Annotated in this window: 22 protein-coding genes; 14 read left to right on the top strand and 8 right to left on the bottom strand. The window is 49.1% G+C overall.

The window, feature by feature from the left end; all coding sequences use genetic code 11:
* Window positions 1-132: 132 nt before the first annotated feature.
* The 6 genes from glyQ (at window position 133) to gloA (ending at window position 5,772) form a co-directional block, all read left to right on the top strand.
* Complete coding sequence (gene glyQ / locus EDC63_RS11375; protein ID WP_124946176.1) at window positions 133-1,008, top strand: glycine--tRNA ligase subunit alpha; 876 nt, start codon at window positions 133-135, stop codon at window positions 1,006-1,008.
* Between the two features lie 6 nt (window positions 1,009-1,014).
* Window positions 1,015-3,108 carry a glycine--tRNA ligase subunit beta gene (gene glyS, locus EDC63_RS11370; RefSeq protein WP_189836504.1) on the top strand — a complete coding sequence of 698 codons (2,094 nt, stop codon included), beginning with the start codon at window positions 1,015-1,017 and terminating at the stop codon, window positions 3,106-3,108.
* A gap of 7 nt (window positions 3,109-3,115) precedes the next feature.
* Window positions 3,116-3,664: a D-glycero-beta-D-manno-heptose 1,7-bisphosphate 7-phosphatase gene (gmhB, locus tag EDC63_RS11365; protein WP_124946174.1), complete on the top strand. Its 549-nt coding sequence runs from the start codon at window positions 3,116-3,118 to the stop codon at window positions 3,662-3,664.
* Window positions 3,661-4,380: a lysophospholipid acyltransferase family protein gene (locus tag EDC63_RS11360; RefSeq protein ID WP_124946173.1), complete on the top strand. Its 720-nt coding sequence runs from the start codon at window positions 3,661-3,663 to the stop codon at window positions 4,378-4,380. Before gmhB ends, EDC63_RS11360 begins: the two co-directional genes overlap by 4 nt.
* 5 nt (window positions 4,381-4,385) lie before the next feature.
* Window positions 4,386-5,123, top strand: a complete 738-nt coding sequence (locus tag EDC63_RS11355) for a M48 family metallopeptidase (protein ID WP_124946172.1) — start codon at window positions 4,386-4,388, stop codon at window positions 5,121-5,123.
* Between the two features lie 262 nt (window positions 5,124-5,385).
* On the top strand, window positions 5,386-5,772 hold the full coding sequence (gene gloA, locus EDC63_RS11350; protein WP_124946171.1) for a lactoylglutathione lyase: 387 nt from the start codon (window positions 5,386-5,388) through the stop codon (window positions 5,770-5,772).
* A 69-nt stretch (window positions 5,773-5,841) separates the two neighbouring features.
* Here the strand turns inward: gloA and EDC63_RS11345 are convergent, their stop codons facing one another.
* The 6 genes from EDC63_RS11345 to EDC63_RS11320 all read right to left on the bottom strand — a co-directional run bounded on the left by EDC63_RS11345 (window position 5,842) and on the right by EDC63_RS11320 (window position 14,845).
* Window positions 5,842-8,475, bottom strand: a complete 2,634-nt coding sequence (locus tag EDC63_RS11345; protein ID WP_124946170.1) for a sensor domain-containing phosphodiesterase — start codon at window positions 8,473-8,475, stop codon at window positions 5,842-5,844.
* A 51-nt stretch (window positions 8,476-8,526) separates the two neighbouring features.
* Window positions 8,527-8,997, bottom strand: a complete 471-nt coding sequence (locus tag EDC63_RS11340; RefSeq protein WP_124946169.1) for a YbjN domain-containing protein — start codon at window positions 8,995-8,997, stop codon at window positions 8,527-8,529.
* A gap of 123 nt (window positions 8,998-9,120) precedes the next feature.
* Window positions 9,121-9,906, bottom strand: a complete 786-nt coding sequence (rsmA, locus tag EDC63_RS11335) for a 16S rRNA (adenine(1518)-N(6)/adenine(1519)-N(6))-dimethyltransferase RsmA (protein ID WP_124946168.1) — start codon at window positions 9,904-9,906, stop codon at window positions 9,121-9,123.
* A gap of 16 nt (window positions 9,907-9,922) precedes the next feature.
* Window positions 9,923-10,924, bottom strand: coding sequence for a 4-hydroxythreonine-4-phosphate dehydrogenase PdxA (gene pdxA, locus EDC63_RS11330; RefSeq protein WP_124946167.1), 1,002 nt, complete (start codon window positions 10,922-10,924; stop codon window positions 9,923-9,925).
* Window positions 10,925-11,069: 145 nt separating this feature from the next.
* Complete coding sequence (locus EDC63_RS11325) at window positions 11,070-12,365, bottom strand: peptidylprolyl isomerase (RefSeq protein ID WP_399166687.1); 1,296 nt, start codon at window positions 12,363-12,365, stop codon at window positions 11,070-11,072.
* Between the two features lie 107 nt (window positions 12,366-12,472).
* The gene (locus EDC63_RS11320; protein WP_124946166.1) at window positions 12,473-14,845 is read right to left on the bottom strand and encodes an LPS-assembly protein LptD; all 2,373 of its coding nucleotides are present in this window, start codon (window positions 14,843-14,845) and stop codon (window positions 12,473-12,475) included.
* Between the two features lie 71 nt (window positions 14,846-14,916).
* Between EDC63_RS11320 and EDC63_RS11315 the strand changes: the two genes are divergently transcribed.
* From EDC63_RS11315 to EDC63_RS11280, 8 genes are read left to right on the top strand one after another with little or no spacing between them, the layout of a single operon-like run.
* A complete protein-coding gene (locus tag EDC63_RS11315) occupies window positions 14,917-15,912 on the top strand; it encodes an aminoglycoside phosphotransferase family protein (RefSeq protein WP_370685871.1) in 996 nt (331 codons plus the stop codon).
* Window positions 15,913-15,943: 31 nt separating this feature from the next.
* Window positions 15,944-16,633, top strand: a complete 690-nt coding sequence (gene murU, locus EDC63_RS11310) for an N-acetylmuramate alpha-1-phosphate uridylyltransferase MurU (protein WP_124946165.1) — start codon at window positions 15,944-15,946, stop codon at window positions 16,631-16,633.
* On the top strand, window positions 16,623-17,069 hold the full coding sequence (locus tag EDC63_RS11305) for a hypothetical protein (RefSeq protein ID WP_124946164.1): 447 nt from the start codon (window positions 16,623-16,625) through the stop codon (window positions 17,067-17,069). Before murU ends, EDC63_RS11305 begins: the two co-directional genes overlap by 11 nt.
* The gene (locus tag EDC63_RS11300) at window positions 17,066-18,370 is read left to right on the top strand and encodes an aminopeptidase P N-terminal domain-containing protein (protein WP_124946163.1); all 1,305 of its coding nucleotides are present in this window, start codon (window positions 17,066-17,068) and stop codon (window positions 18,368-18,370) included. The genes EDC63_RS11305 and EDC63_RS11300 overlap by 4 nt, the downstream gene beginning before the upstream one ends.
* On the top strand, window positions 18,363-19,526 hold the full coding sequence (locus EDC63_RS11295) for an FAD-dependent monooxygenase (RefSeq protein ID WP_124946162.1): 1,164 nt from the start codon (window positions 18,363-18,365) through the stop codon (window positions 19,524-19,526). Before EDC63_RS11300 ends, EDC63_RS11295 begins: the two co-directional genes overlap by 8 nt.
* Entirely contained in the window at window positions 19,523-20,707 is a 1,185-nt protein-coding gene (locus EDC63_RS11290; protein WP_223248256.1) for a UbiH/UbiF family hydroxylase, read from the top strand. The genes EDC63_RS11295 and EDC63_RS11290 overlap by 4 nt, the downstream gene beginning before the upstream one ends.
* 37 nt (window positions 20,708-20,744) lie before the next feature.
* A complete protein-coding gene (locus EDC63_RS11285) occupies window positions 20,745-21,458 on the top strand; it encodes a DsbC family protein (RefSeq protein WP_124946161.1) in 714 nt (237 codons plus the stop codon).
* Between the two features lie 57 nt (window positions 21,459-21,515).
* On the top strand, window positions 21,516-22,121 hold the full coding sequence (locus EDC63_RS11280; protein ID WP_124946160.1) for a class I SAM-dependent methyltransferase: 606 nt from the start codon (window positions 21,516-21,518) through the stop codon (window positions 22,119-22,121).
* A 314-nt stretch (window positions 22,122-22,435) separates the two neighbouring features.
* Here EDC63_RS11280 and EDC63_RS11275 read toward each other — a convergent pair whose 3' ends face one another.
* Together EDC63_RS11275 and EDC63_RS11270 are read right to left on the bottom strand one after the other, a co-directional pair.
* A complete protein-coding gene (locus EDC63_RS11275; protein WP_124946159.1) occupies window positions 22,436-23,497 on the bottom strand; it encodes a GSU2403 family nucleotidyltransferase fold protein in 1,062 nt (353 codons plus the stop codon).
* 305 nt (window positions 23,498-23,802) lie between these two features.
* The gene (locus tag EDC63_RS11270; RefSeq protein ID WP_124946158.1) at window positions 23,803-24,591 is read right to left on the bottom strand and encodes a dienelactone hydrolase family protein; all 789 of its coding nucleotides are present in this window, start codon (window positions 24,589-24,591) and stop codon (window positions 23,803-23,805) included.
* Window positions 24,592-24,657: the final 66 nt, after the last annotated feature.

The raw sequence follows: 24,657 nt of genomic DNA, 5'->3' as shown, positions 1-24,657 counted from the left end.
ACTAGCCGTCGGGCTACCCCCGACCTCAGGTATTCAATATTGCGATTTTACCCTTTATCTGCTCCCGGACTTTCTTGGCTGGCTAAAAAGAAGTAGAATCAGGCCCTTTAGCTTGTTTATTCGGTCCTTCACATGTTGACCTTTCAAGAAATTATATTGACCCTGCAGAATTACTGGGCAAAACAGGGGTGTGTGCTGCTCCAGCCTTATGATATGGAAATGGGCGCAGGCACATTCCATACGGCCACTTTTTTGCGTTCGCTTGGCCCGGAGCCATGGAAAGCTGCTTACGTGCAGCCTTCACGTCGCCCAAAGGATGGTCGTTACGGTGAAAACCCTAATCGTTTGCAGCATTACTACCAGTTTCAGGTGGTACTGAAACCTTCCCCCGCGAACATTCAGGATTTGTATCTGGAATCCCTGCGTGCGCTTGGCGTCGATACCGGCGTGCACGATATCCGTTTTGTGGAAGATGACTGGGAATCGCCTTCTTTGGGTGCCTGGGGTTTGGGGTGGGAAGTCTGGCTGAATGGAATGGAGGTGACGCAATTCACTTATTTCCAGGAAGTCGGCGGCCTGAAATGCAAGCCGGTACTGGGTGAAATTACCTATGGTCTGGAGCGTTTGGCCATGTACCTGCAAGGCGTGGAAAATGTGTTCGACTTGACCTGGACGGAAGGGGTGACTTATGGCGATGTCTATCACCAGAACGAAGTGGAGCAATCCCGTTATAACTTCGAGCATAGCAATGTAAACTGGTTGTTTGATCAGTTCAATATGTTCGAATCCGAAGCCAAACGCCTGATGGAAGCAAATCTGCCATTGCCCGGATTCGAGATGGTGATGAAGTGTTCACATACTTTCAACCTGCTGGATGCCCGTGGTGCCATTTCCGTCACTGAACGCGCTGCCTACATCGGCCGGGTGCGCGTGCTGTCGAGAAAAGTGGCTCAGGCTTATTATGATTCTCGTGAAGCGCTTGGCTTCCCGATGTTAAACAAGAAGTAACGGATTATGTCAGACACTTTATTGATCGAACTCCTGACCGAAGAGCTGCCCCCTAAATCTTTGCAAAACCTGTCGCAGGTTTTTGCCCAGACGGTTTCAGAGGGATTGCGCGAAGAAGGTTTTTTGGCTCCGGACAGCGTTGTTACAGCTTATGCCACGCCCAGACGCCTTGCGGTTGCGGTGAGTAAAGTCGCAGGTAAAGCTCCGGATCAGGAAGTGGTTTTCAAAGGACCTTCGGTGAAAGCGGGTCTGGATGCAGAAGGCAATCCAACGCAGGCATTGATGGGCTTTGCGAAGAAGCAGGGTGTGGCGATTGATGCGCTGGAGCGGATTCAGGATGGCAAGAACGAAGCCTTTGCGTATCGGGGTATGGTGACTGGCAATCTGCTGGCTGCCAGTCTGGAAGGCAAGGTTCAGGCCGCGCTTAAAAAGTTACCCGTTGCCAAAATGATGCATTGGGGTGACAGTGATATTGAATTTGTGCGTCCTGTGCATGGCCTGATCATGCTGCATGGGAATGAAGTGGTGCCGGGTGATGTACTCGGGCTGAAAAGCGGCAGGCTTACCCGAGGCCATCGCTTTTTAGGTGAAGGCGAAATCACCCTGCAAAATGCCGCTGAATATGAATCCACACTGGCTACTCGCGGCAAGGTGATCGCCGATTTTGAACAGCGCAAGGCGCTGATTCGTGAAAAGTTGCAGGCGCAGGCGGGTGAAGGTCATGTGGTATGGGACGAAGCGCTGCTGAATGAAGTCACCGCGCTGGTTGAATTCCCTGTGGTGTATGCCGGTGAATTCAGTCAGGATTTCCTGAGCGTGCCACAAGAGTGCCTGATTATTTCCATGAAGCAGCATCAGAAATACTTTCCGCTGGTGGATGCCAAAGGTACGTTGTTACCGCGCTTTCTGGTGGTGAGTAATCTTGAAACGCCCGATCCGCAACATATCATTCATGGGAATGAGCGCGTACTGCGCGCACGCCTCTCCGATGCCAAGTTTTTCTACGATCAGGACCGTAAAATCCGTCTTGAAGACCGTGTGCCAAAATTGGAAAATGTGGTGTACCACAACAAGCTGGGTAGCCAGTTAGACCGTGTGCATCGTCTGCGAAAACTGGCAGGGGAAATTGCCCGTAAACTGGGGGCGCAAGCTGAACACGCAGAGCGCGCAGCTTATTTGTGCAAAGGTGATTTGCTGGCTGATATGGTGGGTGAGTTTCCCGAACTGCAAGGCCTGATGGGGCAATATTACGCGCGCAATGATGGCGAGCCGGAAGTGGTGGCGCAAAGTATTGAAGCCCATTACCACCCGCGTTTTGCCGGAGACTCTCTACCTCAGGAAAATATTGGTGCTTGTGTCGCGCTGGCGGATAAGCTGGATACGCTGGTGGGAATTTACGGTGTCGGCCTGATCCCTACGGGTGATAAAGATCCCTTCGGCTTGCGCCGCCACGCGTTAGGCGTGTTGCGCATACTGGCAGAAATGGCATTGCCGCTGGATCTGCTGGACCTGTTGCAATTGGCTAAATCACAATTTGCCGGTGAAGTGCTGGCTGACAGTGTCGCGACGGATGTGCATGGCTTTATGCTGGAGCGTTTGAAGCATTATCTGCGCGAATTGGCGAAGAACGATGCACAATCTGAAGAAGCATTCACTGTTGACGAGATTGAGTCCGTGGTGAGCCAGCGCCCAACCCGAATCGACTTGATTATGCCACGGTTGAAAGCGGTGCAGGCTTTCCGCAAATTGCCGGAATCGGAATCCTTGGCTGCTGCAAACAAGCGCATACAGAATATCTTGAAAAAGACAGAAGTGCCAAGTGGCGAAGTAGATATTGCTCTGCTCCAGGAATCAGCCGAAAGAGCCCTGTTCGAAGCAGTAAACCGCGTAAAACCGGCTGTGAGTTCTTGCATGCAAAATCGGGACTATACGGATGCCTTGAGTGTGCTTGCCGGCGTGCGGTCTGAAGTAGATACCTTCTTCAATGAAGTCATGGTGATGGCGGATGAACCTTTGATTCGCAACAACCGTCTAACGTTGTTGAACGAACTGGGTACCCTTATGAATCAGGTAGCGGATATTTCAAAACTGGCAGGATAAAACGCACATGCCCACGAAATTAGTCATTCTGGATCGCGACGGCGTGATCAATTACGACAGCGATCATTTCATCAAAACCCCTGATGAATGGAAGCCTATTCCTGGAAGTCTGGAAGCGATTGCACGTCTGAATCAGGCAGGATATCGCGTGGTATTGGCCACAAACCAGTCGGGCGTAGGGCGTGGTTTGTTTGATATGGCAATGCTGAATGCCATTCATGACAAAATGCACAAGCTGCTGGGCCAGCATGGCGGCAGGATTGATGCGCTGTTTTATTGCCCTCATGCGGCAGATTCCAAATGTGCCTGTCGCAAGCCCAGTCCCGGTATGTTTGAGGAAATCGCCAAGCGCTTCAATATGGGGCTGGAAGGTGTGCCTGCTATAGGGGACTCTTTGCGTGATTTGCAGGCGGCAGCTGCCATGGGTGCGCAACCGATTTTGGTGAAAACCGGAAAAGGCGAAAAAACCCTTGCTGCAGGTGGTTTGCCAGAAAATACACCCGTTTTTGATGATTTAGCTGCAGCGGTAAAACACCTGCTCTCTCAAGCATCATGATCTGGTTACGTTCATTGATTTATGCCTTGTGCGTGTTTGTTATCACGCCGGTTTATTCGATTATTTCCATTCTGACTTTTCCGTTTCATCCCATTACCCGCTACCGGATTATTTCCTATTGGGCGCGTTTAAATCTGTTTCTGGTTCGTGTCATTTGTGGCCTTAAATACAAGATAATTGGTGCGGAAAATATACCCGATACCCCCACGATAGTTCTGTCTAAACATCAATCTGCCTGGGAAACCATGGCATTTCAGCTTATTTTTCCGCCGCTGGTATGGGTGCTGAAGCGGGAGCTGTTGCGCATTCCTTTCTTTGGCTGGGGGCTTGCCATGACCAGCCCCATTGCTATTGATCGCGCTGCTGGCAAAGAAGCGCTCAAGCAAATTGTCGACCAGGGAAAACAGCGGTTGGCATTAGGATTCTGGGTAGTCGTGTTTCCCGAAGGAACCCGCGTAAAACCAGGTGAAAAAGGAAAGTACGGGATTGGCGGAGCATGGCTGGCAACACATACTGGCGCACCTGTATTGCCTGTGGCGCACAATGCCGGAGAGTACTGGGGTAAAAATGCTTTCTTGCGTTATCCCGGTACGATTACCGTGAGCATCGGCAAGGTGATCGATACAACCAGGATTAAAACATCCGAGCTGAACCAGCAGGTTGAAGAATGGATTGAATCAGAGATGGTTCGTATCGGGAGCCGGACAGAGGAATAACTGCCATGGGTTGGTTTTCCAGAAAAAACGCAATAGAAGCCTGCTGCATCCACTTACAGGGTCAGGCAGTACCTTATACCCTGAAACGCAGTGCCAAGAGAAAAACCGTGGGCTTGCGCATTGATGATAAAGGGCTGACAGTGAACATGCCATGGCGTGTTTCAGAGCAATGGCTGAATACCTATTTAATGCAAAAATCCAGCTGGGTGATACAAAAGCTGGAAGAGTTTCAGTCCAGACGCCCACCGGCAATGCAATGGTGCCATGGCGTCACCATTCCCTATTTAGGCAGCGAATTGTATTTGTGTTTGCAAAATGGCGTACGACGGAGCAAGGTGGCTCTGGATGGCGATAATTTATCGTTATGGCTGACAAATGAGCACGATACCAGCCAGATAGAAACCGAAGTGTTGAAGTGGTATCGTCGGCAGGCTCTGGCATGCTTGAATGAACGGGTAGCCGAGTATGCGCTGCGTCTTGCCGTGCCAATGCCTAAGATGCGGTTATCCAATGCTAAAACCCGCTGGGGGAGCTGCAATGCACGAGGCGAAATCCGGTTGAACTGGCGTCTGATTAAAGCCCCCCTGGAACAGATTGATTATGTTGTGGCCCATGAGCTGGCGCATCTTTTTGAAATGAACCATTCGCCCGCATTCTGGCAAACGGTTGCGCGTGTTTTTCCCGAATATGAGCGGGTAAGGCAGGCGTTGAGAGCGCAAAGTGCTTTGTATGGATTGTTTTAATCTGAATATTGGCGATTGAACGGTGTTTCTGGTTTACATTGTTAGCCTGATATAAACTGTTTTTTCACCGCAGAGGCGCGGAGGCGCAGAGAAATGCAGGGCTTTTGGTATTTGCACACAGCGCTGCCAGAGGTAACTCCAATCAATAAAGCAATACCGCATCGCACAACGAAGTTTTTCCTCTGCGCCTCCGCGCCTCTGCGGTAAATATTTTTCTGGCGTCGTTATGTGCTATTTATTCGAAGTTTAAAAGGAAAATCCCATGAGAATGTTACATACGATGTTACGGGTAGTCGATCTGGACAAAAGCATAGCCTTTTATACAAACGTGCTGGGTATGAAAGAATTGCGGCGCAAAGACTATCCTGACGGAAAGTTCACCCTGGCTTTTGTGGGATATGGGGATGAATCAGACCATACAGTGCTTGAGCTGACGCATAATTGGGATACTCATACGTATGATCTGGGAAATGCTTTTGGCCATATTGCGATAGAAGTGGCGGATGCTTATAAAGCCTGCGAAGAGGTCAAGAAGCTGGGGGGTAAGGTTTCTCGGGAAGCTGGCCCGATGAAGCATGGCACAACCGTGATTGCATTTGTTGAAGACCCCGATGGCTACAAAATAGAGTTTATCCAGAAGAAGCAATAGCGTGGACTGAACTGCCCAGTTATTTAATTACTGGGCATGAGCAGCTATCACTGTGAATTGATCGAGTGACTAAAATAAACTGGGACTGGCTTCCAGTACCATCTGGCACAGACCCGCTGGCAACGCTTCGCTGAAATAGTTGCCCTGCATATGCGTTACCCCTAGAGTTTGCAGGTAATGCGCGGTTTCAGCGTTTTCCACCCCTTCTACAATCATTTTCAGACTGAGTGCATCCGCCATTTGCACAATGGCCTGGACAATACGCCGACCATCTTCTGTATCGAGCCGCGATGTAAAGGAAGTGTCTATTTTGAGGATGTCTACCGGCATCGAATGTAACTGGGACAAGGCAGAATAGCCGGTTCCAAAATCATCAATGGCAATAGTAAATCCAGCGTCATGCAGTTCGTTCAGGCGCCTGGATTCGTAAGAAAGATCAAGCAATGCCACGCTTTCAGTAATTTCAAGCACGAGATCCTGCGGGGTTAAACCATATTGGGCAACTTTTTGCTTCAGTTTTTCTACAAACGCGGGTGCAAATAATTGCGCGCGCGAAATGTTGACAGAGGCCTGTACCGGCAGATTGGATTCGCGCCACCCTTTAAGCCGCTCTAATGTATGGTCGAAAATTTGCTCGCCCAGTTCATGAATGATGCCCAGGTGCTCTGCCATTGGAATGAAGATATCCGGACCGATCCAGCCATTTTGTTCGTCATGCCACCGGGCCAATGCTTCCAGAGAGACGACTTGTCCCGTACCGGCATCGAATATCGGCTGATAGAAAACCTGAAGTGTTTTTTCGTGAATTGCGCGGCTGAGGCGGGTCTGCAATAACACATTTTCTTTATCCAGTGACTTGTTATGGATATCCTGAAAAAATTGCACATTATTTCGTCCCACGCTTTTTGCGTGGAACATAGTGTGGTCCGCCACGCTCATAAGCGTTTCAGCGCTATTGGCATCATCCGGATAAACGGCAAACCCGATACTGATTGTGAGCTTTGTTTCTACGCCATCCAGATCAATACTTTCCCGTGCTGCTTCACGCAAGCGCTCCGCAATTCTCCGAATATCACCTTCGTTGTTGGCATCTGGCAGCAACACAACAAATTCGTCTCCTCCCCAGCGAGAAAGCGTGTCTATACCACGTAATACGGCTTGTAAGCGCTTACTTAATGTAACCAGTACTGTGTCGCCTGCTTTGTGCCCCAGCGTGTCATTGATGTGCTTGAAATGATCCAGATCTATAAACCCCATGGCCACTTTGGAATTGCTGCGCTGAGCCCGCGCAATGGCCTGATGCAGATGGTCTTCCAGCAAGATTCGGTTGGGGAGTTGGGTAAGCGCATCGTGCAGCGCCAGTTGCGTGATACGTTTTTCCTGTAAATAACTGGTGGTGATGTCCCGCAGTACACCGCGCAGTGCAGTAATTATTCCCTGAGGGGAGCGGTGGGCTAGCAAGTTTGCTTCGATCCATACTGGCTCATCTTTATTGTGAATCAGACGGAAACGGACAATATTGGCGTGTTTTTTTCCTGAAACCAGTTCCTGAATGACTGATTGCAGCGTTGGGCGATCATCTTCAATCACATAGTCGAGTAAAAGCTTACCTATGTATTGCCCTGTTTCGTCTGCTGGCGTGTCGAGTAACTTGCTCCATGCAGCACTGAAGTTGAGCAGTTTTCCCTCCAGTGATAAATCCAGAATGGCTTCTTCCAGCAGATTGAGTGTTTCCAGCATGGACAAACGCTGGGCCTCTTCCTGCATCAGTTCGGTAATGTCCCGAATCAACGCCACAATGTTGCGGGATTGCCCTGATTCGGAAGGCAGCATTTGCAAGCGCCCCAAGAAAAAACGGTCTTCGTCATTAATCCTGAGTGTGAATTCAAATGTCTCACGCTGGCTACTGGAAAGGACTCTGGGTGTGGCGCGCTGGATTGCTTTTGCCATTTCGGGGGGGAGTGCTTGACTCAATGTTTTCCCGGCCAGGTCGGCATCCAGTGCCAGTGAGAAAGTACGGCTGTCAATCCAGGTGTTGAGAATATGATTTTTATGATCGAATTCAATCACCATGTCTTCAGTGGCGCCAACCAATGCTTTAAGACGGCCGGTTGTTACTTCCAGGTTGATTTCGGCACGTTTGCGAGCCAAGGCCAGGGCAAGGCTGTTGGCAACAGCGCAGAGTACGTTGATTTCTACTGGTTGCCAGCTGCGCGTTTTATGGCAGAATAATCCGATAAAACCTTCCGTTTCACCTTGTACCAGGAGTGGAATGCACAGAACTGTGTGGATTTGGTGCCGTGCAAAAAGCGCTGCCTCTTCCTGAGGGAGTTCAGAAAGGTTTTTTGAAAATACCATGCCAACGTGCAAGGTGTCGGAAAGAAGCGGATAGTCGATATATTGGATTTCTCGAAATTCGCTGAACTCTGCCAGGCTGCTGACGGCTTCCGCTGATGACCAGGTACAGTGGAGTTTTGCGCTGACTGCGATACCTTCATCATGTTTGTTCAGGAAAAGTGCGCTACGATTGACACAAGTTGTTTCGGTGAGCAGACGCAGTACTTCAGTCAGATTCTGCTCGCTGGTTTCTTCCAGCAATAGGCCGGCGACGATACCCAATGCCTTAAGGTACCGTTTATGTAACTCCAGTTCATCTGCTTCAGAAACCGGGGTTGCCCCTGTGAGGGTGCAGACCTCATTCATTTTGTCTTTTCTCCCCCTTGGCGGGATTATTATCGTTAAATTTGTTTAGGGTTATACAATACGAATCTTGCTTGGGCCGTCTATTGCCTCAATGGCTTGTTTAGATGGCTGCCCTTCAAGCACGGCTTTTAAGCCGGGCAGGTAATGGTTTACACACTCAATTGAGAATTTTACCAAAGTTTCCACCATTTGATTGGTTAAAACGCCACCTGCAACATCAATGCTGTTTTTGAAGTTAATTTCACCATCGTTCATGTCCAGTTCAAAATTACCCAAGGGCAGACCATAATTCGCCCTGTTGATAAAATCGGCAATGTTGGGGATGTCGGGATGGCGAATCACAAGGCCTTGAGGACGCGCGTAAGTCAATAGTCGCTGGGTGTCTTCATGGGCATGAATAAACATATCCAGTTTGCCATTGGGGATTTTTACAGTAAGGTTCAGTACCGGAAAACCTTCTACTTTGGTGGCTTCCAGTTCGAGAGCCTGGAGGCTGGAGGCGGCGGTTTCAATCAAGGACATTGTTACGGATTCCGTTGTTTTATTTTGTTAATCGTCTATTCTTCTATGAAACAGACATTGTTACAAGCCTGGTCTGTCTGCTATATCAAGAAAGTCTGGCAAGTGCTGTCAACTGGTTCTTTATTATTTTTCTTGCTGTCTGTTTGAACAATAATTGGCGATACGCGCGAAGGCTTCTACAGATAAGTTTTCTGCGCGTAGCTGGGGGTCGAGTGCGAGTTGTGTAAAGTCGTCTGGTGACAGGAATTCATGCAGGGTGTTGCGCAGCGTTTTTCTTCGCTGTCCAAAGCCGGCAGCGACTATTTTGGCAAACAGGGATTTGTCTTGCACCGGATGTTCTGGAGCAGGAAAAGGAATTAAACGGACGATTGCCGATTCAACTTTTGGCGCTGGCCGGAAAGCATCCGGAGGGACGGTAAACAGGTATTCCATTGCAAAGCAATATTGCAGCATGACAGAGAGTCTGCCGTAGTCTTTGCTGCCAGGTACCGCCACCATACGTTCAACCACTTCTTTCTGGAGCATGAAGTGCAAGTCGATCAAGTTCGCGTTGAATTGGCTGAGATGGAACAATAAGGGTGTGGATATGTTGTAGGGCAGATTGCCAACAACCCGAAAGCGTTCGCCAATGCTGGAGAAATCGAAGCGTAATGCATCCATTTCATGAATAGTCAGGCGGTCCGGTGTAAACTCGTCATGCAGACGTTTCACAATGTCACGGTCAATTTCCACCACATGCAGATGTTGAAGTTTTTCCAGCAACGGGCGGGTCAATGCGCCCAGGCCGGGGCCGATTTCAACCATCACATCATTTTCTTTCGGCCCGATGGCAAAAATAATGTCCCGTATGACTCGTGAGTCAACCAGGAAGTTTTGTCCGAAACGTTTGCGAGGAATGTGGGAAGACATAGTGAAGATACTGCTGTTAATCAGGAGTGCAGTTTATCATTGTTATGGCCATTTGAATTGCTGCCAGCAAACTGCCGCTTTCAATCTGGCCAGTACCTGCCTTATCCAGCGCGGTGCCGTGGTCTACCGAAGTGCGGATGATGGGTAATCCAAGCGTGACATTCACCCCTTCCCCAAAACTGGCATATTTTAAAACCGGTAACCCTTGGTCGTGGTACATGGCAAAGACGCAATCGGCATCTTTCAAATACGTTGGCGTAAACAAGGTGTCTGCGGGATAGGGGCCGCGAACATCGATTCCCTCTTCGCGCAACTGGTTCAGGGCAGGAATGATGATGTCGATTTCTTCATGTCCCAGATGGCCCGATTCCCCTGCATGGGGATTCAATCCTGCCACCAGTATGCGTGGGTGAGGCAGCCCAAAGCGGTTTTGCAGATCATGGTGCAGGATGCGCAGGGTATCCAGAAGACTGTCATGGGTGATAGCGGCTGCCACTTCATTCAGAGCCAGATGAGTGGTAGCCAGGGCGACTCGCAGTCCGCCTCCCACCAGCATCATGACTACTTGAGGGGTGTTGGTGTGCTCTGCCAGATATTCGGTATGGCCAGTAAAAGGGAAACCCGCATCGTTGATGACCCCTTTGTGGACTGGCGCGGTCACCATGGCATCAAATGTGCCGGTCAGGCAACCAGAGATCGCGCTGCGCAGAGTTTCCAGTACATAGTTGCTATTGACCGGCTGTAAAATGCCAGGTGCTGCTGGTACGGTCAAGGTATGGTCGAGTACATACAGTGTACCGGCTTGGGCAGGGGTAACAGGGGTGGTTTGGTCAAAATCAATTAGATTGATCTGTAAATTCAGCTGGGCGGCCCGTGTTTTAAGTAAGTCTTTATCTGCGATAACAACAATGCGGGCCGGTATGGTATGTTGTGCCAGCATGACGCATAAATCCGGTCCAATACCTGCGGGTTCGCCTGCAGTGAGCGCTATCGTTGGAATGGCAGTGGGCTTAGACATGAACTATGAACCTTGAAGTTGTTGTCTGGGAATGATCAGCATGGGAGCAGTTGTTATCATCATTCTGGAACTTGATCTGCATGCATGGCACACGGTCACTTTACACCGTAAATAGCAAAAGGCTATTTACGGAATGATAAATTTATTATTTTTCTTCCAGACGGTTTTCAACGTAGGCCTGATCTCTCATCTGGCGAACAAAATCCTGGTAGGCCTCGTCTGATTTTCGAGCGCGTATTGCCTGGCGAGCCATGAGTTTCTGGCTTTCTTCCGACACGTCTTTATTTCGGCGCTCCAGCACTTTGATCAGGTGCCAGCCAAACTGTGATTGTATCGGTTTGCTTACTTGCCCTGGCTTAAGCGCATCCATGGCGCGTTCAAACTCAGGGACAGTATCTCCCGGAGATAGCCAGCCCAAATCTCCACCTTTTGAGGCACTGCCATCATCTGAATGTTGTTTTGCCAGTTCGGCAAAATTTGCACCGTTATCAATGCGCTCCTTAAGCTGATTGAGTCGATTTTTGGCATCTGTTTCGGAAACCAGTTCATTGGTTTTAATCAAAATATGTTGTGCGTGGGTCTGGCTGATCACCATCGGCGTATCTTTGCCGCGTTTATCCAGGACCTTCAGAATATGGAAACCATTAGGGCTGTGCAAAACAGATGTGGTTTCGCCGGGTTGCAGCGATTTGATTGCATCGACAAATAAACCGGGTAACTGACCGGAATTACGCCAGCCTAACATGCCCCCTTCCATGGCATTGGCGGCATCGGAATAACTGGCTGAAACCTGGCGGAAGTCTGCGCCGCTCTTTAGCTCTTTTAATGCCTGTTCTGCGCGTGCACGCTTGGCATTGATTTGTTCCGGGCTAGCCTGTTCCGGCACGCGGATTTGAATGTAACCCAGGTTGTATTCTTCATTCTTATCTGCTGTGCTTTGTGTACTCAGAAAGTTTGCAACCTCGCCATCGGTAACGTTGATCCGGTTGTCTACATCACGCTCCCGCAGTCTAGAAAGAATGATCTCGTTGCGGATATCTTCACGGAATTTGCTGAATTTCAATCCATCTTTTTCCAGCGCGGCACGAAATTGTGAAGGGTTTAATTTGTTTTCTTCAGCAATGCGCTGTAATGCCTTGTCCAATTGCGCATCGTCTACGCGAATGCCAGTCTGTTTGGCGAATTGAAGCTGCACGCGGTCATTGATCATGCGTTCCAGTAATTGTTTTTCCAGTATTTGCTGGGGAGGCAAGGGAGTGCCTTTCTGCTTTAGTTGCAGCATTACCTTGTTTAAACGGTCATCCAGTTCAAATTGTGTAATCACTTCATCGTTGACGACTGCAACGATGTGGTCAATAGGCTCAATTTTCTGAGGTGAAAGTGTGGTGGCCGGGGTCAGGGTGCTTGTTGCTGCCTGAGCCAAATCAGTAGTGCAGGCCATGGAAGCCAGCACAATACCTAATGCTGTGATGAGCTTGGTGGACGTGTGTTTTGTAACTGAATTCATGATTTAGTCTTTAATGAAAATAGTGAGGATGACATACTGGTTTATTCATTTGTTTTGGTATAACCAGATATGTTTTGCTTTAGTGTATCCAGCGGATTGGACCCTAAACGGCTTACGCCGTTCAATTCCAGTTGCAGGAAAATCGAGTTGGAAGACTGGGCCGTGGCTGTTGCTATGCGGTGTGCCACGACTCTGAACGCCCAGCAACCTGCACTATATTCAATGCCGGCAAGCCCTTCCACAATGGTACTGTCAAGCAGGGAGTAATTCAAACGCGCCAATCCGGAAATATTTCCGCTCAACGGCCATTGCGTAGAAAGATCTATTTGTTTCAGGCTGTCACGCGTAAATCGATAAGACATGTTGATAACCTTGCCAGGCTCCGGCCGGTAGCGTGTGCTGAAACTGGATTTCTGAGTCAGGTGCTGATTGGGGTTGTATTGCCAGCCGGCATCCAAAGACCAAGCAGATGAAATCTGAGCGCTCAGCGCGGCCAGAAAATCCGATGTTTTGGTGTTACGTGCGGGTGCATTTAGCGTAACTTGTTGCTCGTTAAAGTAAAAGCGCTGACCAATCGCAGCCCTTACGCGTTCAAATCCGGTTTCAGGTTCTATTAAACGTGTGGTAAGTGCCGTGGTCAGCTGATTGGCATCGCTGATGCGGTCGCCACCGGTAAACTGATTTTCGGAGAAAATCTGGGCAAAGTTAAAGTCGGCAATCCCTGAATCAAAATTGGGAATCTGGCTCTGGTCGCGATAAGGAACACGCAGATAATAAAGTCGCGGTTCCAGCGTTTGCAGATATGCTTTATCCAAAAAGTTGGCGTCGCGCTCAAACACCATGCCGCTGTCTACGCTGATAATAGGTACTGTACGTGTCGAGTCCGGGAAAGATGTCTGGTTTTTGTCCAGGGTGTAATGAGTGTAATGCACCCCTATCTTGGGTGTAATGTAAGCAAAGCTGTTGTTTAAAGGCAAGCTGATGCTCGGATAAATGGTAAAGCGCTTTCCGTCTGGCTGTAGAGCCGTCGGCGCAGGATTGTTGAAATTGACAAACTCGCTGGTCAGCCCGATGTCGGTGCCATAGATATCCTGTTTCAATGCTGTCAGCGTCAATTGCGGAGTGCGATGATACGGCTGGACGATTGGAGCAAGCGGATCTTGTAATGTCTGGAAACGTTGTACGCGTGCAGAAAAGCCCCACCAACCGCCACCGTTGTAACTTAATACCCCTTCTCTTGGCAAGTTGGTTTGCGTGGTATTCGTCAGCCGGGTACTTAAGTCACGGAAGTAGTTGTCGTCTGACACTTTTTGTATATTGAGGCTGCCTGACCAGTTGTAATCAAATCTTTGAGCGTGCTGCAGGTTAAGCGCATAACGATTGATATTTGCAACGCGGTCATTGGGTAGATATTCAAACTGTGCCGAACCGGCGTAAGTGGGTTGCAGATAACGAAAATCAGACCCAATCTGTAAGCCACGCTTGGATAAGAGGCGAGGACTTAATGTTAAATCGTAATTAGGCGCTATATTCCAGTAATAAGGTGTCGTGATTTCCAGCCCGCTATTGCCGCTGCTACCAAAACTAGGGGTAAGCAAGCCGGATTTCCGCTGATTATTTAGCGGAAACTCCAGCCAGGGGGTATACAAAATGGGGACGCCTTTAAATTCTATGTAAGCATGATGCGCAGTGCCGATTTGCGAAGTGCGATCAAGATCAAGGTTGCCGGCATGGATAAACCAGTCATCCTGCCCCACAGGGCAAGTGGTGTAAGACGCATCTTTTATCTGGAATTTATCTTCTCCCTGAAATTCCAGTCTTTCCCCGGTTCCCCTTGCATGGGTACCGGCCAGTTCATAAGCTGGTTTTTCCATGTAACCCACATTGGTGTCCAACTTCAGTTTCAGCTCTGGCCCGGTGATAATGTTGCCTTTTTGCTCAATCCGCACATTTTTTTCGGCAAACAGTTCATCAGTTGGCTGAGAGTAAGTAAGGTGTTCAGCGAACAGTGTCTTATCATATTTTTGCATTTCAACTTTGCCAAACGCTTCTACTTCCTGATCCTGGTGACCTTTAATTTGGTCTGCAGAGAGAATAATAGGGGCGTTTGCCGGGTCAAGGGTCGGCGACGTAGTTTTGGGTGGTTGGCCAACACCAGAGTCCGTTTGTACAGACTTTGCGGGTGGAACTGTTGCTGCTGTGCCTGAATTCTCTGTATTTATGGGTTTTGCTGAAACTGGCTGCTTGGGGGGGCTACTGGGGTCGGGTGTTTTTTTTGTTTGCACAGTCGGCTCTGCCGCCTGCAACAATGCAGGGTCAACTTTGAGTAGTGGCAAATTGGTTGCAGACAGGGCGCTTGTCGGATACAGATATAGCAGAGCCAGTGCAATGGGTGATAAACGGATAGTTTGCATTATTGTTAGTTAAGCAAGGATAAATGATAAAATCGCATAATTCTAACATTTAAGCAATGCAGGTACTTCTTTTGATACGTACAAAAATGCGCCAGGAATGGTTGCAAAAACAATTTCCCAGCGCTACAGCAAGGCTGGAAGTGGCTTCAGCCGATGCCAGCTTTCGACATTATTTTCGTGCTACGGTAGCAGAAAAAACCTACATTTTGATGGATGCGCCCCCTTCGCACGAGGATTGCAAGCCATTTATAGCTGTATCCAAACTTTTTGGCGAGACAGGTGTACATGTGCCGGAAGTGTTGGCACAGGATTTAGAGCAAGGTTTTTTGTTGCTGACGGATTTGGGGAATGCGACTTATCTTTCGGTCCTGAATGATGAAAATGCGGATGATTTGTACGGAGATGCCATTGATGCGCTGATTCAGATTCAAAAGGGCAGTCGCCCCAACGTGCTGCCCGAATATGATGCGACATTGTTAACCCGTGAAATGAACTTGTTGCCGGAATGGTATATCAGCAAGCATTTGCAGCATGTTCTCAGTGATGAAGAAAATGCCGTGCTAAACACTGTTTTTGAAAGTGTGCTGAGTAATAATCTGGTGCAGGGGAAAGTGTTTGTGCATCGGGATTACCACTCGCGTAATTTGATGGTGAGCAAACCCAATCCCGGCATACTGGATTTTCAGGATGCGGTCTATGGCCCCATTACTTACGATCTGGTGTCTTTGTTTAAAGATGCTTATATTCAGTGGGAAGAAGCACAGGTCCTGGATTGGGTGATCCGCTATTGGGAAAAAGCCAGAAAAGCGGGCTTGCCTGTGCAGCAAGATTTTGCAGAGTTTTATCGCGACTTTGAGTGGATGGGAGTGCAGCGCCATATCAAAGTATTAGGCATTTTTGCACGGCTTTTCCACCGCGATGGCAAAGATGGCTATATCAAGGATATGCCGCTGGTGGCCGACTATTTACGCAAGGCATGTACGCGTTATCGTGAGCTGGTACCACTCATCAGGTTGCTGGATAAACTGGAAGGCGCGTCTGAAACCAGTGTAGGGTATAGTTTCTGATGGGTTGTTCTTCATTATACGGTGCCTTCAATTGAAGGCCATGATACTGGCAGCCGGGCGGGGCGAACGTATGCGTCCTTTGACCGACACCACTCCCAAGCCATTGCTGCAAGTGGGCGGCAAACCGCTCATCGTGTGGCATATTGAAAGGCTGGCTAAGGCCGGATTCAGGGAGCTGGTGATCAATCATGCTCATCTTGGCGGGCAAATTGAAGCCAGTCTGGAAGAGGGCAGTCGTTTTGGGGTGAGCATTCGCTATTCTTCAGAAGTGGAGGCACTGGAAACCGCTGGTGGCATTGCCAATGCTTTACCTTTGTTGGGTGATGCGCCTTTTCTGGTGGTGAACGGGGATATTTTCTGCGACTATGATTTTTCAAATGTAGCAGCAAAGTACGACGAGCAAGTGTCGCTTAATAGTCACCAGTTGGCGCATTTGGTATTGGTAGCTAACCCGGAACACAATGGAGCAGGCGATTTTGGATTGCAGAATGGCAAGGTTGTGGAATCAAGTGAATCCATGCTGACGTTTAGCGGCATAGGCGTGTATTCGCCTGAGTTGTTCGATGGGATAGTGCGCGGCAGCAAGGCTAAACTGGCGCCATTATTGCGCGCGGCCATGGCATCTGGCAAAGTCACTGGTGAATATTATGCGGGGCGCTGGGTTGATGTAGGGACGCCTGAACGGCTGAAACAACTGGATGAGTCGCTGCATGGACGCTGAAGCAGTCAGAAAATCCGTTACACTGGACCCTCAATGGGCCAATGAACTGAAGCAAGCCTGGCTTGCATTGATGGAATTAACTGTGTGGGGGGATGTCAAATCTACACGGCTGGGCGCAATGGGAAAATTGCGCAAAAAAACACTGGATTTAGGTGAAAAACTGAAATCTCTTGCCGCTGACCGGGAATGGATACCCCATCCACGTGAGCGGGTAAAGAATGCATTAGGCTCATCCTTTAATCTGCGAGACAGCTTGTTGCAATTGGAGCGTGCGGCCAAAGATGTGGATGGCGGAAGTGAATTGGCGAGTTTTAGCCAATTGATGATCAGGCTGCATACGTTGATCGTTCCGCCCCTAGAGATACTGGAAAATCAGTGGGCAACACTGCTGGACTCTCAATATCAGGATGAAGATCAAGAGGAAGATCAGGAATGACCGACATAAAACGTTATCAAGAACGGCGCCACCATTTGAGCGATCTGATGGGGCAGGGTATCGCTATCATTCCTACAGCGCCTGAGCGCTTGCGTAATCGGGATAGCCACTACCCCTACCGCTTTGATAGCTATTTTTATTACCTGACAGGATTTGCCGAGCCTGAGTCAGTGCTGGTCCTGGTGGCAGGTGATATTCCCAAAAGTATCCTGTTTTGTCGTGATAAAGACATGGAACGTGAAATTTGGGATGGCTTTCGCTATGGCCCAGAAGCAGCGCGCGAAGCGTTTGGATTTGATGAAACTTATTCCATTTCCAAACTGGATGAACTCGTGCCCAAACTGCTGGCTGATCAACCGACGATGTTTTATGGTATCGGTGTAGACAGTCACTGGGACGAACGCATGGTAGCGTGGTTGAATCGTGTGCGGGAACAATCGCGCTCCGGCGTCGTCGCGCCATCGGAAATTCGCGATATACGGGTTCCTCTGGACGAAATGCGCTTGATCAAACGGCCGGAAGAAATTCATCTTATGCGTCGTGCTGCAGAAATTTCCACGGGCGCTCATAGTCGCGCCATGCTAGCAACTCGTCCCGGACGAAACGAATACGAAATAGAAGCCGAACTGATGCACGAATTTCGTCGTCATGGTGCTGAGTCCCCCGCTTATACTTCCATCGTCGCTGGGGGAGCCAACGCCTGCGTGCTGCACTATATAGCTAATAATGCACCCTTAAATAGTGGTGATTTGCTGTTGATTGATGCAGGTTGTGAAATGGGTGGCTATGCTGCCGATATCACCCGTACGTTCCCAGTGAGCGGTAAATTCAGTCCAGCCCAGAAAGACCTTTACGAAATGGTGCTGGCCTCTCAGGCAGCAGCGATTGCTGTCTCTGTCTCCGGACACACCTGGGATGAGCCCCATCAGGCAGCCGTTAAAGTATTAGCACAAGGGATGATCGATTTCGGGCTATGCAAGGGTACTGTAGATGCCGTGATCGAATCAGGTGATTACAAGCGGTTTTACATGCACCGTACAGGTCACTGGCTGGGACTGGATGTGCATGATGCCGGCGAATACAAACATGAAGGCAAGTGGCGTGAACTGCAACCCGGCATGGCCTTGACGGTAGAGCCGGGCTGTTACGTGCGGCCGGGTGATGATGTGCCGGAAGCCTTCTGGAATATCGGAATTCGTATCGAAGACGATATATTAGTAACGGTAGAGGGTAACGAAGTGCTTACCGCTGCTGCGCCAAAAACGGTTAGCGAAATTGAATCGCTGATGCGACATGATTGACCATGTAGATGTGCTTATCGTAGGTGGTGGACCGGTTGGCGCCACCTTGGCACTTGCGCTCAAAGCCAGTGGGTTGCAGGTGATGGTGCTCGAAGCGCGTCATGATTTCAGCCGCAAACCCGACCCGCGTACCCTCGCGCTTTCTTACGGCAGCAAATTGATCTTAGAACGCATGGGTATCTGGTCTGCATTGCCCCAGCCAACGTCTATTGAAACGATTCATATTTCCCATGAAGGCGGGCTTGGGCGTTCAGTCTTGAGTGCCGAACAAGAAGGGATTCCTGCGCTGGGTTACGTAGTGAACTATGCTGCGCTGGATCAGGCGTTACATGAAGCCTTGCTGCAAAGCAATGTGCATTATCTGACAGGGGCGCAGGTTACCCAAACCCGTGCTACACAAAGTTATGCCGTAGCTGATTTTGATTTTCAGGGCGCATCACATCAAGTGACAGCGCGGCTACTGGCGCTTGCCGATGGCGGGCGCAACCAGAGCGGAGTTTCCGGGGCAGAGCGCCATGTTAGGGACTACCGGCAAACTGCAGTCGTGGCCCAGGTAAAAACAGAGTTGCCACATAAACAAGTCGCCTACGAGCGCTTTACGCCAGATGGGCCGGTGGCATTGTTGCCTTCTGGAGATGGTTTTGCGTTGGTATGGACTGCTACGCCAGAAGCGGCAGAGGCCATACTTCAGCTGGACGACACAGCGTTTATGCACAGGTTGCACGCCCATTTTGGTGACCGGTTAGGCGGTTTTGTTCAGGCAGGTCACCGCGCCAGTTTCCCGCTTTCTCTCAGCTATACAAAACCGGTAACAGGCCCGCGCAAAGTGGCGCTCGGCAATGCTGCGCAAATGTTACATCCAGTTGCAGGGCAGGGGTTCAATCTGGGCTTGCGTGATGCATGGGAGTTGGCAACTGAAATCTTGCATGTATCGCCGTCAAATATTGGTAGTGCTGAAATGCTGGCGCATTACAGTAGCAAACGGCGAATGGATACAGCAGGCGGTATTTTATTTACCGATGCGCTGGTGCGGGTGTTTTCAAATGACAATCCATTGTTACACCATAGCAGGGGAGCCGCATTAATCGGATTGGATTTATTGCCCCCGCTGAAAAGTCTGGTCGCAAGAAAAATGATCTTCGGGGCACGGGGATGAATGTGGACGGGGAGATGGAATTCGACATCATCATAGTGGGCGCTGGGTTAGTAGGGGCAGCTTTTGCCCGTTCTTTAAAAGGCAGCGGCCTCAAGCTGGCCTTGATTGAAAATCAGGTTTCTCAACAGCCACCCAAAGAAGGAAGCTGGGACAGCCGGATTTATGCCATCAGCCCGGGTAACGTAAAGTTTTTGTCCCGGTTGGCTATCTGGCAAACACTGGATGCTAATCGCGTAGCACCTGTTTACGACATGCATATTCGCGGCGATGCGGCCTCAGCACAATTAGATTTCAGCGCTTACGAAGCAGGTATGCCGGAACTGGCATTCATACTGGAAAGCCGTTTGCTGCAGCATGCACTATGGCAAGCACTGGCAGAGCAGGAAAACCTCCGTATTTTTTGCCCGGCAAACTGCGAATCACTTGAGATCAATGAGGATTTTGCAACCCTCCAGTTGCAGGATGGAACCAGTCTGAAAGCCAATTTGATCGTGGCGGCAGACGGAGCTAACTCCTGGGTGCGCAGTCAAGCGGGCATTGAGGCTAATCCCAAGCCTTATCAACAGATGGGCGTAGTGGCCAACTTTGCTACAGAAAAACACCATGGAAATATCGCCCGGCAATGGTTTCGTCACGACGGTGTGTTAGCATGGTTGCCGCTGCCAGAGAACCAAATCTCCATTGTCTGGTCTACTTGGGATGAATCCGCACAAGCATTGATGGCATTGCCTGAAGGTGAGTTCTGCAATGCCGTGCGTGAGGCGGGTAATAGCGCCTTGGGGAACATGCAACTGGTGACCCCCCCCGCTGCGTTTCCATTGCGGCTGTTAAGATTGGACTCTTTAGTCAAACCACGTATTGCACTGATTGGTGACGCTGCCCATAATGTGCATCCACTGGCCGGACAAGGGGTCAATCTGGGTTTTCATGACGCGCAGAAACTGGCAGAAGTGCTGATTGATCGTGGTCCGCAACACGATTGCGGAAATTATCAGTTGCTGAGGCGTTACGATCGCGCCCGTAAAGAAGATATTTTAGCGATGCAATTGGTCACAGATGGGCTGCAAAAACTGTTTAATAATGAAAGTGACTTGCTGCGGCAAGTGCGGAATGTTGGATTGAAACTGACGAACAAACAAGGATGGATTAAAAATCAGCTCATGCGGCATGCCCTGAGTTAACTTCATTTACATGCATCATTAATCTTTAGGAAATTTTATGCTTAAAAAAATATTTGCCATTGCTCTGCCAGTCTTTTTGCTGGCTTGTTCAGCGCAAGCTGATGAAGCGGCTATCAAGAAGACAATGCAAGAACGTTACGGTGTCGAAGTGCAGAGTATTACTAAAATACCTATTAAGGGTATGTATGAAATTGTAGTTGATGGGCAGATTTTATACGCGGATGAAAAAGCGAATTATTTCATTGCGGGTGCATTAGTAGAAACTAAGAGCAAGGCTAATCTAACTGAAGCCCGTATGCAGGATTTGCTTAAAGTTGATTTTAATACGCTGCCATTGGATTTGGCTATCAAAATTGTTAAAGGAAATGGCAAACGCAAGTTGGTTGTATTCTCTGATCCTGATTGTCCATTTTGCAGAAAACTTGAGAAAGAGATGGAAGGTTTGAACAATGTCACTATTTACACATTTCTTTTTCCAATCGCCTCGTTACACCCTAATGCTGGTGAAAGAGCCAAGGCGGTTTGGTGTTCCCCTGATCGAGCTAAAGCGTGGACTGATCTGATGTTAAATGGGATTGAACCTAAAAATGTAGCTACATGCAATACCCCGTTGGATAAAATAGCTGAATTGGGTGGAAAACTGAAGGTGAATGGTACGCCAGCCCTGATTTTTGCGAATGGTCGTAGGGTGCCAGGTGCGTTACCTGCAAGCCAGATTGAGAAGTATTTAAATGAGGCTTCAGCAAAATAGTTTAGGTCCAATTTAATTACATTCATCAATTGTTTCTTATATTTTTCAAGGATAATAATGCGCGAAGTTTGGGACTCACACTACGATAGTGAATCTTACATTTTCGGCACTGAGCCCAATGTTTTCCTGGCTGCGCAAAAGCCACTGTTAAAAGCGTGCCAGCACGTGCTGGCCGTAGCCGATGGTGAGGGAAGAAATGGCGTATGGTTGGCCCAGCAAGGTCTGGACGTGCTTTCAGTGGATATCTCACCTATCGGGCAAGCTAAAGCCAAGAAATTGGCAGCTGAGAAGGCTGTGGATATCCAGTTTGAAGAAGCAAACTTGCTCAGCTGGGATTGGGGAAAAGCCCGATTTGATGTAATTGTGGCCATCTTCATCCAGTTTGTTTCCCAGGAAGATCGCACCAAAATGTTCCAGCATATCAAGCAAGCACTCAAGCCGGGTGGTTTGCTGATATTGCAAGGCTACACCCCGAAACAGCTGGAATATAAAACCGGTGGCCCCGGGCAGGTAGAAAATCTGTATACGCCAAAAATGTTGCAGGATTATTTTGCCGATATGGAAATCCTGCATTTGCAGGAGCATGAAGAGTTTATAGCAGAAGGCACCAAGCATCACGGCATGTCTGCATTGGTGGATATGGTTGCGCGCAAACTTGCTTAGTGTGTTTTTTTTGCTTGGTAAGAGAAAATTCAAATTTTTGCTTCACCGCAGAGGCGCTGAGACGCAGAGGAAAAGCAAAATTTGTTGTAGTGTGCAATAAGCGAAGCGCGCAAGGCGTTTTGTAGGGTGTCAATAAGCGAAGCGCATTGCACCGGATGTTTTATTCGTCGCTTTATCGATCACTCTACGCGAGTTGATGCACCTCGAAACAGCATTTTCCTTTGCGCCTCCGCGTCTCTGCGGTGAACTATTTTGTGTGAATACTCGTATATTTCTTTTATACGCATTTCTGAACTGGTATCAAATCTAAACGTTTACTTGGTCGAAGCATCCGGGAATTTTAACAAATCATGCAAACAAAGCGATGGGAACTCTTTGTCCAACACCTTAATTCCTCTGTGCGCTCGTGTTGTCCATCCCTTGCCTCGTGTAATCAGGTCATTCCAAATCTCTTCGATTTCCCACGCTCTATGTTCCTTGAAATAAGAAAGCAGGGATGCCGCTTGCCGCAAATCCTTTCCTGCTTTTACGGCAAATGTACCTTCGCGTTCTCCAAATATCAGCACCTTGTCCAAGGTATAGCGAAGGGGGTGCGGTATATTGACTACCACCGCGCCTTCGTTGCAGAACAATACGGTTTGTTGTACTTGTTCAAGTGAGAACTCCATGAACTTTAGCGGTTGCAGGGTTACGTGCAATTGTTTATGTTCGTAAGGTTTTTCGCCGCCTCGATGAAGCGTCGTCAGAAAATCCAGCCTGAATCCGGGCTCTTGCGGAATGAGGTAAGTGCCACCAGCCTTGGAGGATAGCCCGGAAATAGGCAGGAAGCCCATTCGAAGCGATTGGATGGCATCATGCGTTTGCACCTCGATGTTAGAAGGTAAGGCGAGGGACAAGCTCTTGCCTGCATGGGCGAAGTCAATGTCTTGTGTGCGAGAAGCATCACCCCACTTCACCCCCAGCATGTTGCCGTATGCCAGAAAGGCGTGCGTGCCAATCAGCACCCCTCCGGCTTGGAAAAACCCGTACTCCGCCAGACGGCGTACTACCCTGAAATGGCGCGGTAGCACGGGGGCGCAACCAAGGGCTTCAGCCGAACGCGCAAGTGGTTCAAGCGCTTTAGTGGAAGCGGGTTGTATTTTTCGCTCGATCAGTGCTCTAACCCCGTCATTGTCCGGTCCTACGAAAACTTGTCGCAACTTCCCTGACGGCTCGGTGTACTGATAGTACCAATATTTGTGTCCCTTGACCGTCTTTGCCGCAAAGGAGCCAGAAAGATCTGCAACCGAGCGTAAATGCGCTGCAGATAATGCCGCATCAACAAGTTGCGCATAGGCGGTTTGTGCCGTATTGGTTAATTCCGTGTAATGGTTCATGGTGGTTATACTAACTACAAGACAATTTTAGTATAACTGATTATGTTGGTTATACTAGTAAATGCTGTAAATTAGTATAACCAACAATTGAGATGATTGAACTTAAATTCTGGATAGCTGCTGCGTCGCCAAGAGTCTTGCTGGCTGGCAACGCATGTAAGGCGTGATGTAGGGTGTCAATAAGTAAAGCGAATTGCACCGGATGTTGTATCAGCGCATTAACGGCCTCACCCGACGCGAGCTAATGCACCTCGAAACCGCTTTCCCTCAGCGCCTCCGCGCCTCTGCGGTTAAGCGGAAAAACCTCAGCTACATTTCCCGTTCTTATCCACTTTCATATATTTCAGAAGCCACGCTTTAACCCGCTCCCGCGCATGCTTGGTCGCAATTTTTTCTTCCGGACTTTGATCGTTACGGAAATCAAAAGCGCGACGTGCTAAAGGGTAATATTGCATTTCTACAGGCACCCCACGTTCGTATAGTGCATAAAAAGCACGCCCGCCATTCATGCGGCGCAATTCATAATCCTGTTCACCGATTAAAAACAGCATGGGGGTGGTGATCTGTGCAATCTCCGGCGCTACACTAAAAAGTTGTTCCGGTTCTGGCGCGTTGGGGTTTTGCATATGGCCAGCGTAGTTGGCGATTGCAGCGATATCTTTGCCGCGTTTTGCTGCAAGCCGTATAGAATAATAGCCGCCACGGGAGTAGCCAACATAGCCCACAGGAATTTTGCAGGCATCCGGCAATTTTTGGAGGGTGTTTAGTGCAGCTTCCACATCGTCTTCTGTTGCAGGGTTGTGGGCAGAAGGCCAGCGCTCGATAAATCGGCCGCTCTGCCAATCGGGAGCCAAGACCAGAAATCCCTGCTCTGCCAGTGTAGTGATGTGCCGCTGATCGACTTCGTCATACCCTCGCTTGGCATGGATGTATAATACCGGCGGAAAGGGGCCGTTACCTTTTGGCGTAGCAATCTCGGCAGGCACTTCGATATCGCCGGACTGGATGGAAATTTTTTTGAGTGTAACCGTGTCGCCTGCCAATACGTTTTGGCAGACGAACGCAAAAAATAAAGCAAATAGGCTGGTTTTCATTTCTGTTTTTCCGTGTCAATGTGAGAAGGTTTTTATTATTTTTGTAAATCATAACACTGAATTTGA

Origin of the sequence: Sulfurirhabdus autotrophica, assembly GCF_004346685.1 — a bacterium.
In the GTDB taxonomy this organism is placed as follows: domain Bacteria; phylum Pseudomonadota; class Gammaproteobacteria; order Burkholderiales; family SMCO01; genus Sulfurirhabdus; species Sulfurirhabdus autotrophica.
This window is presented reverse-complemented; position numbering and strand designations above follow the sequence as displayed.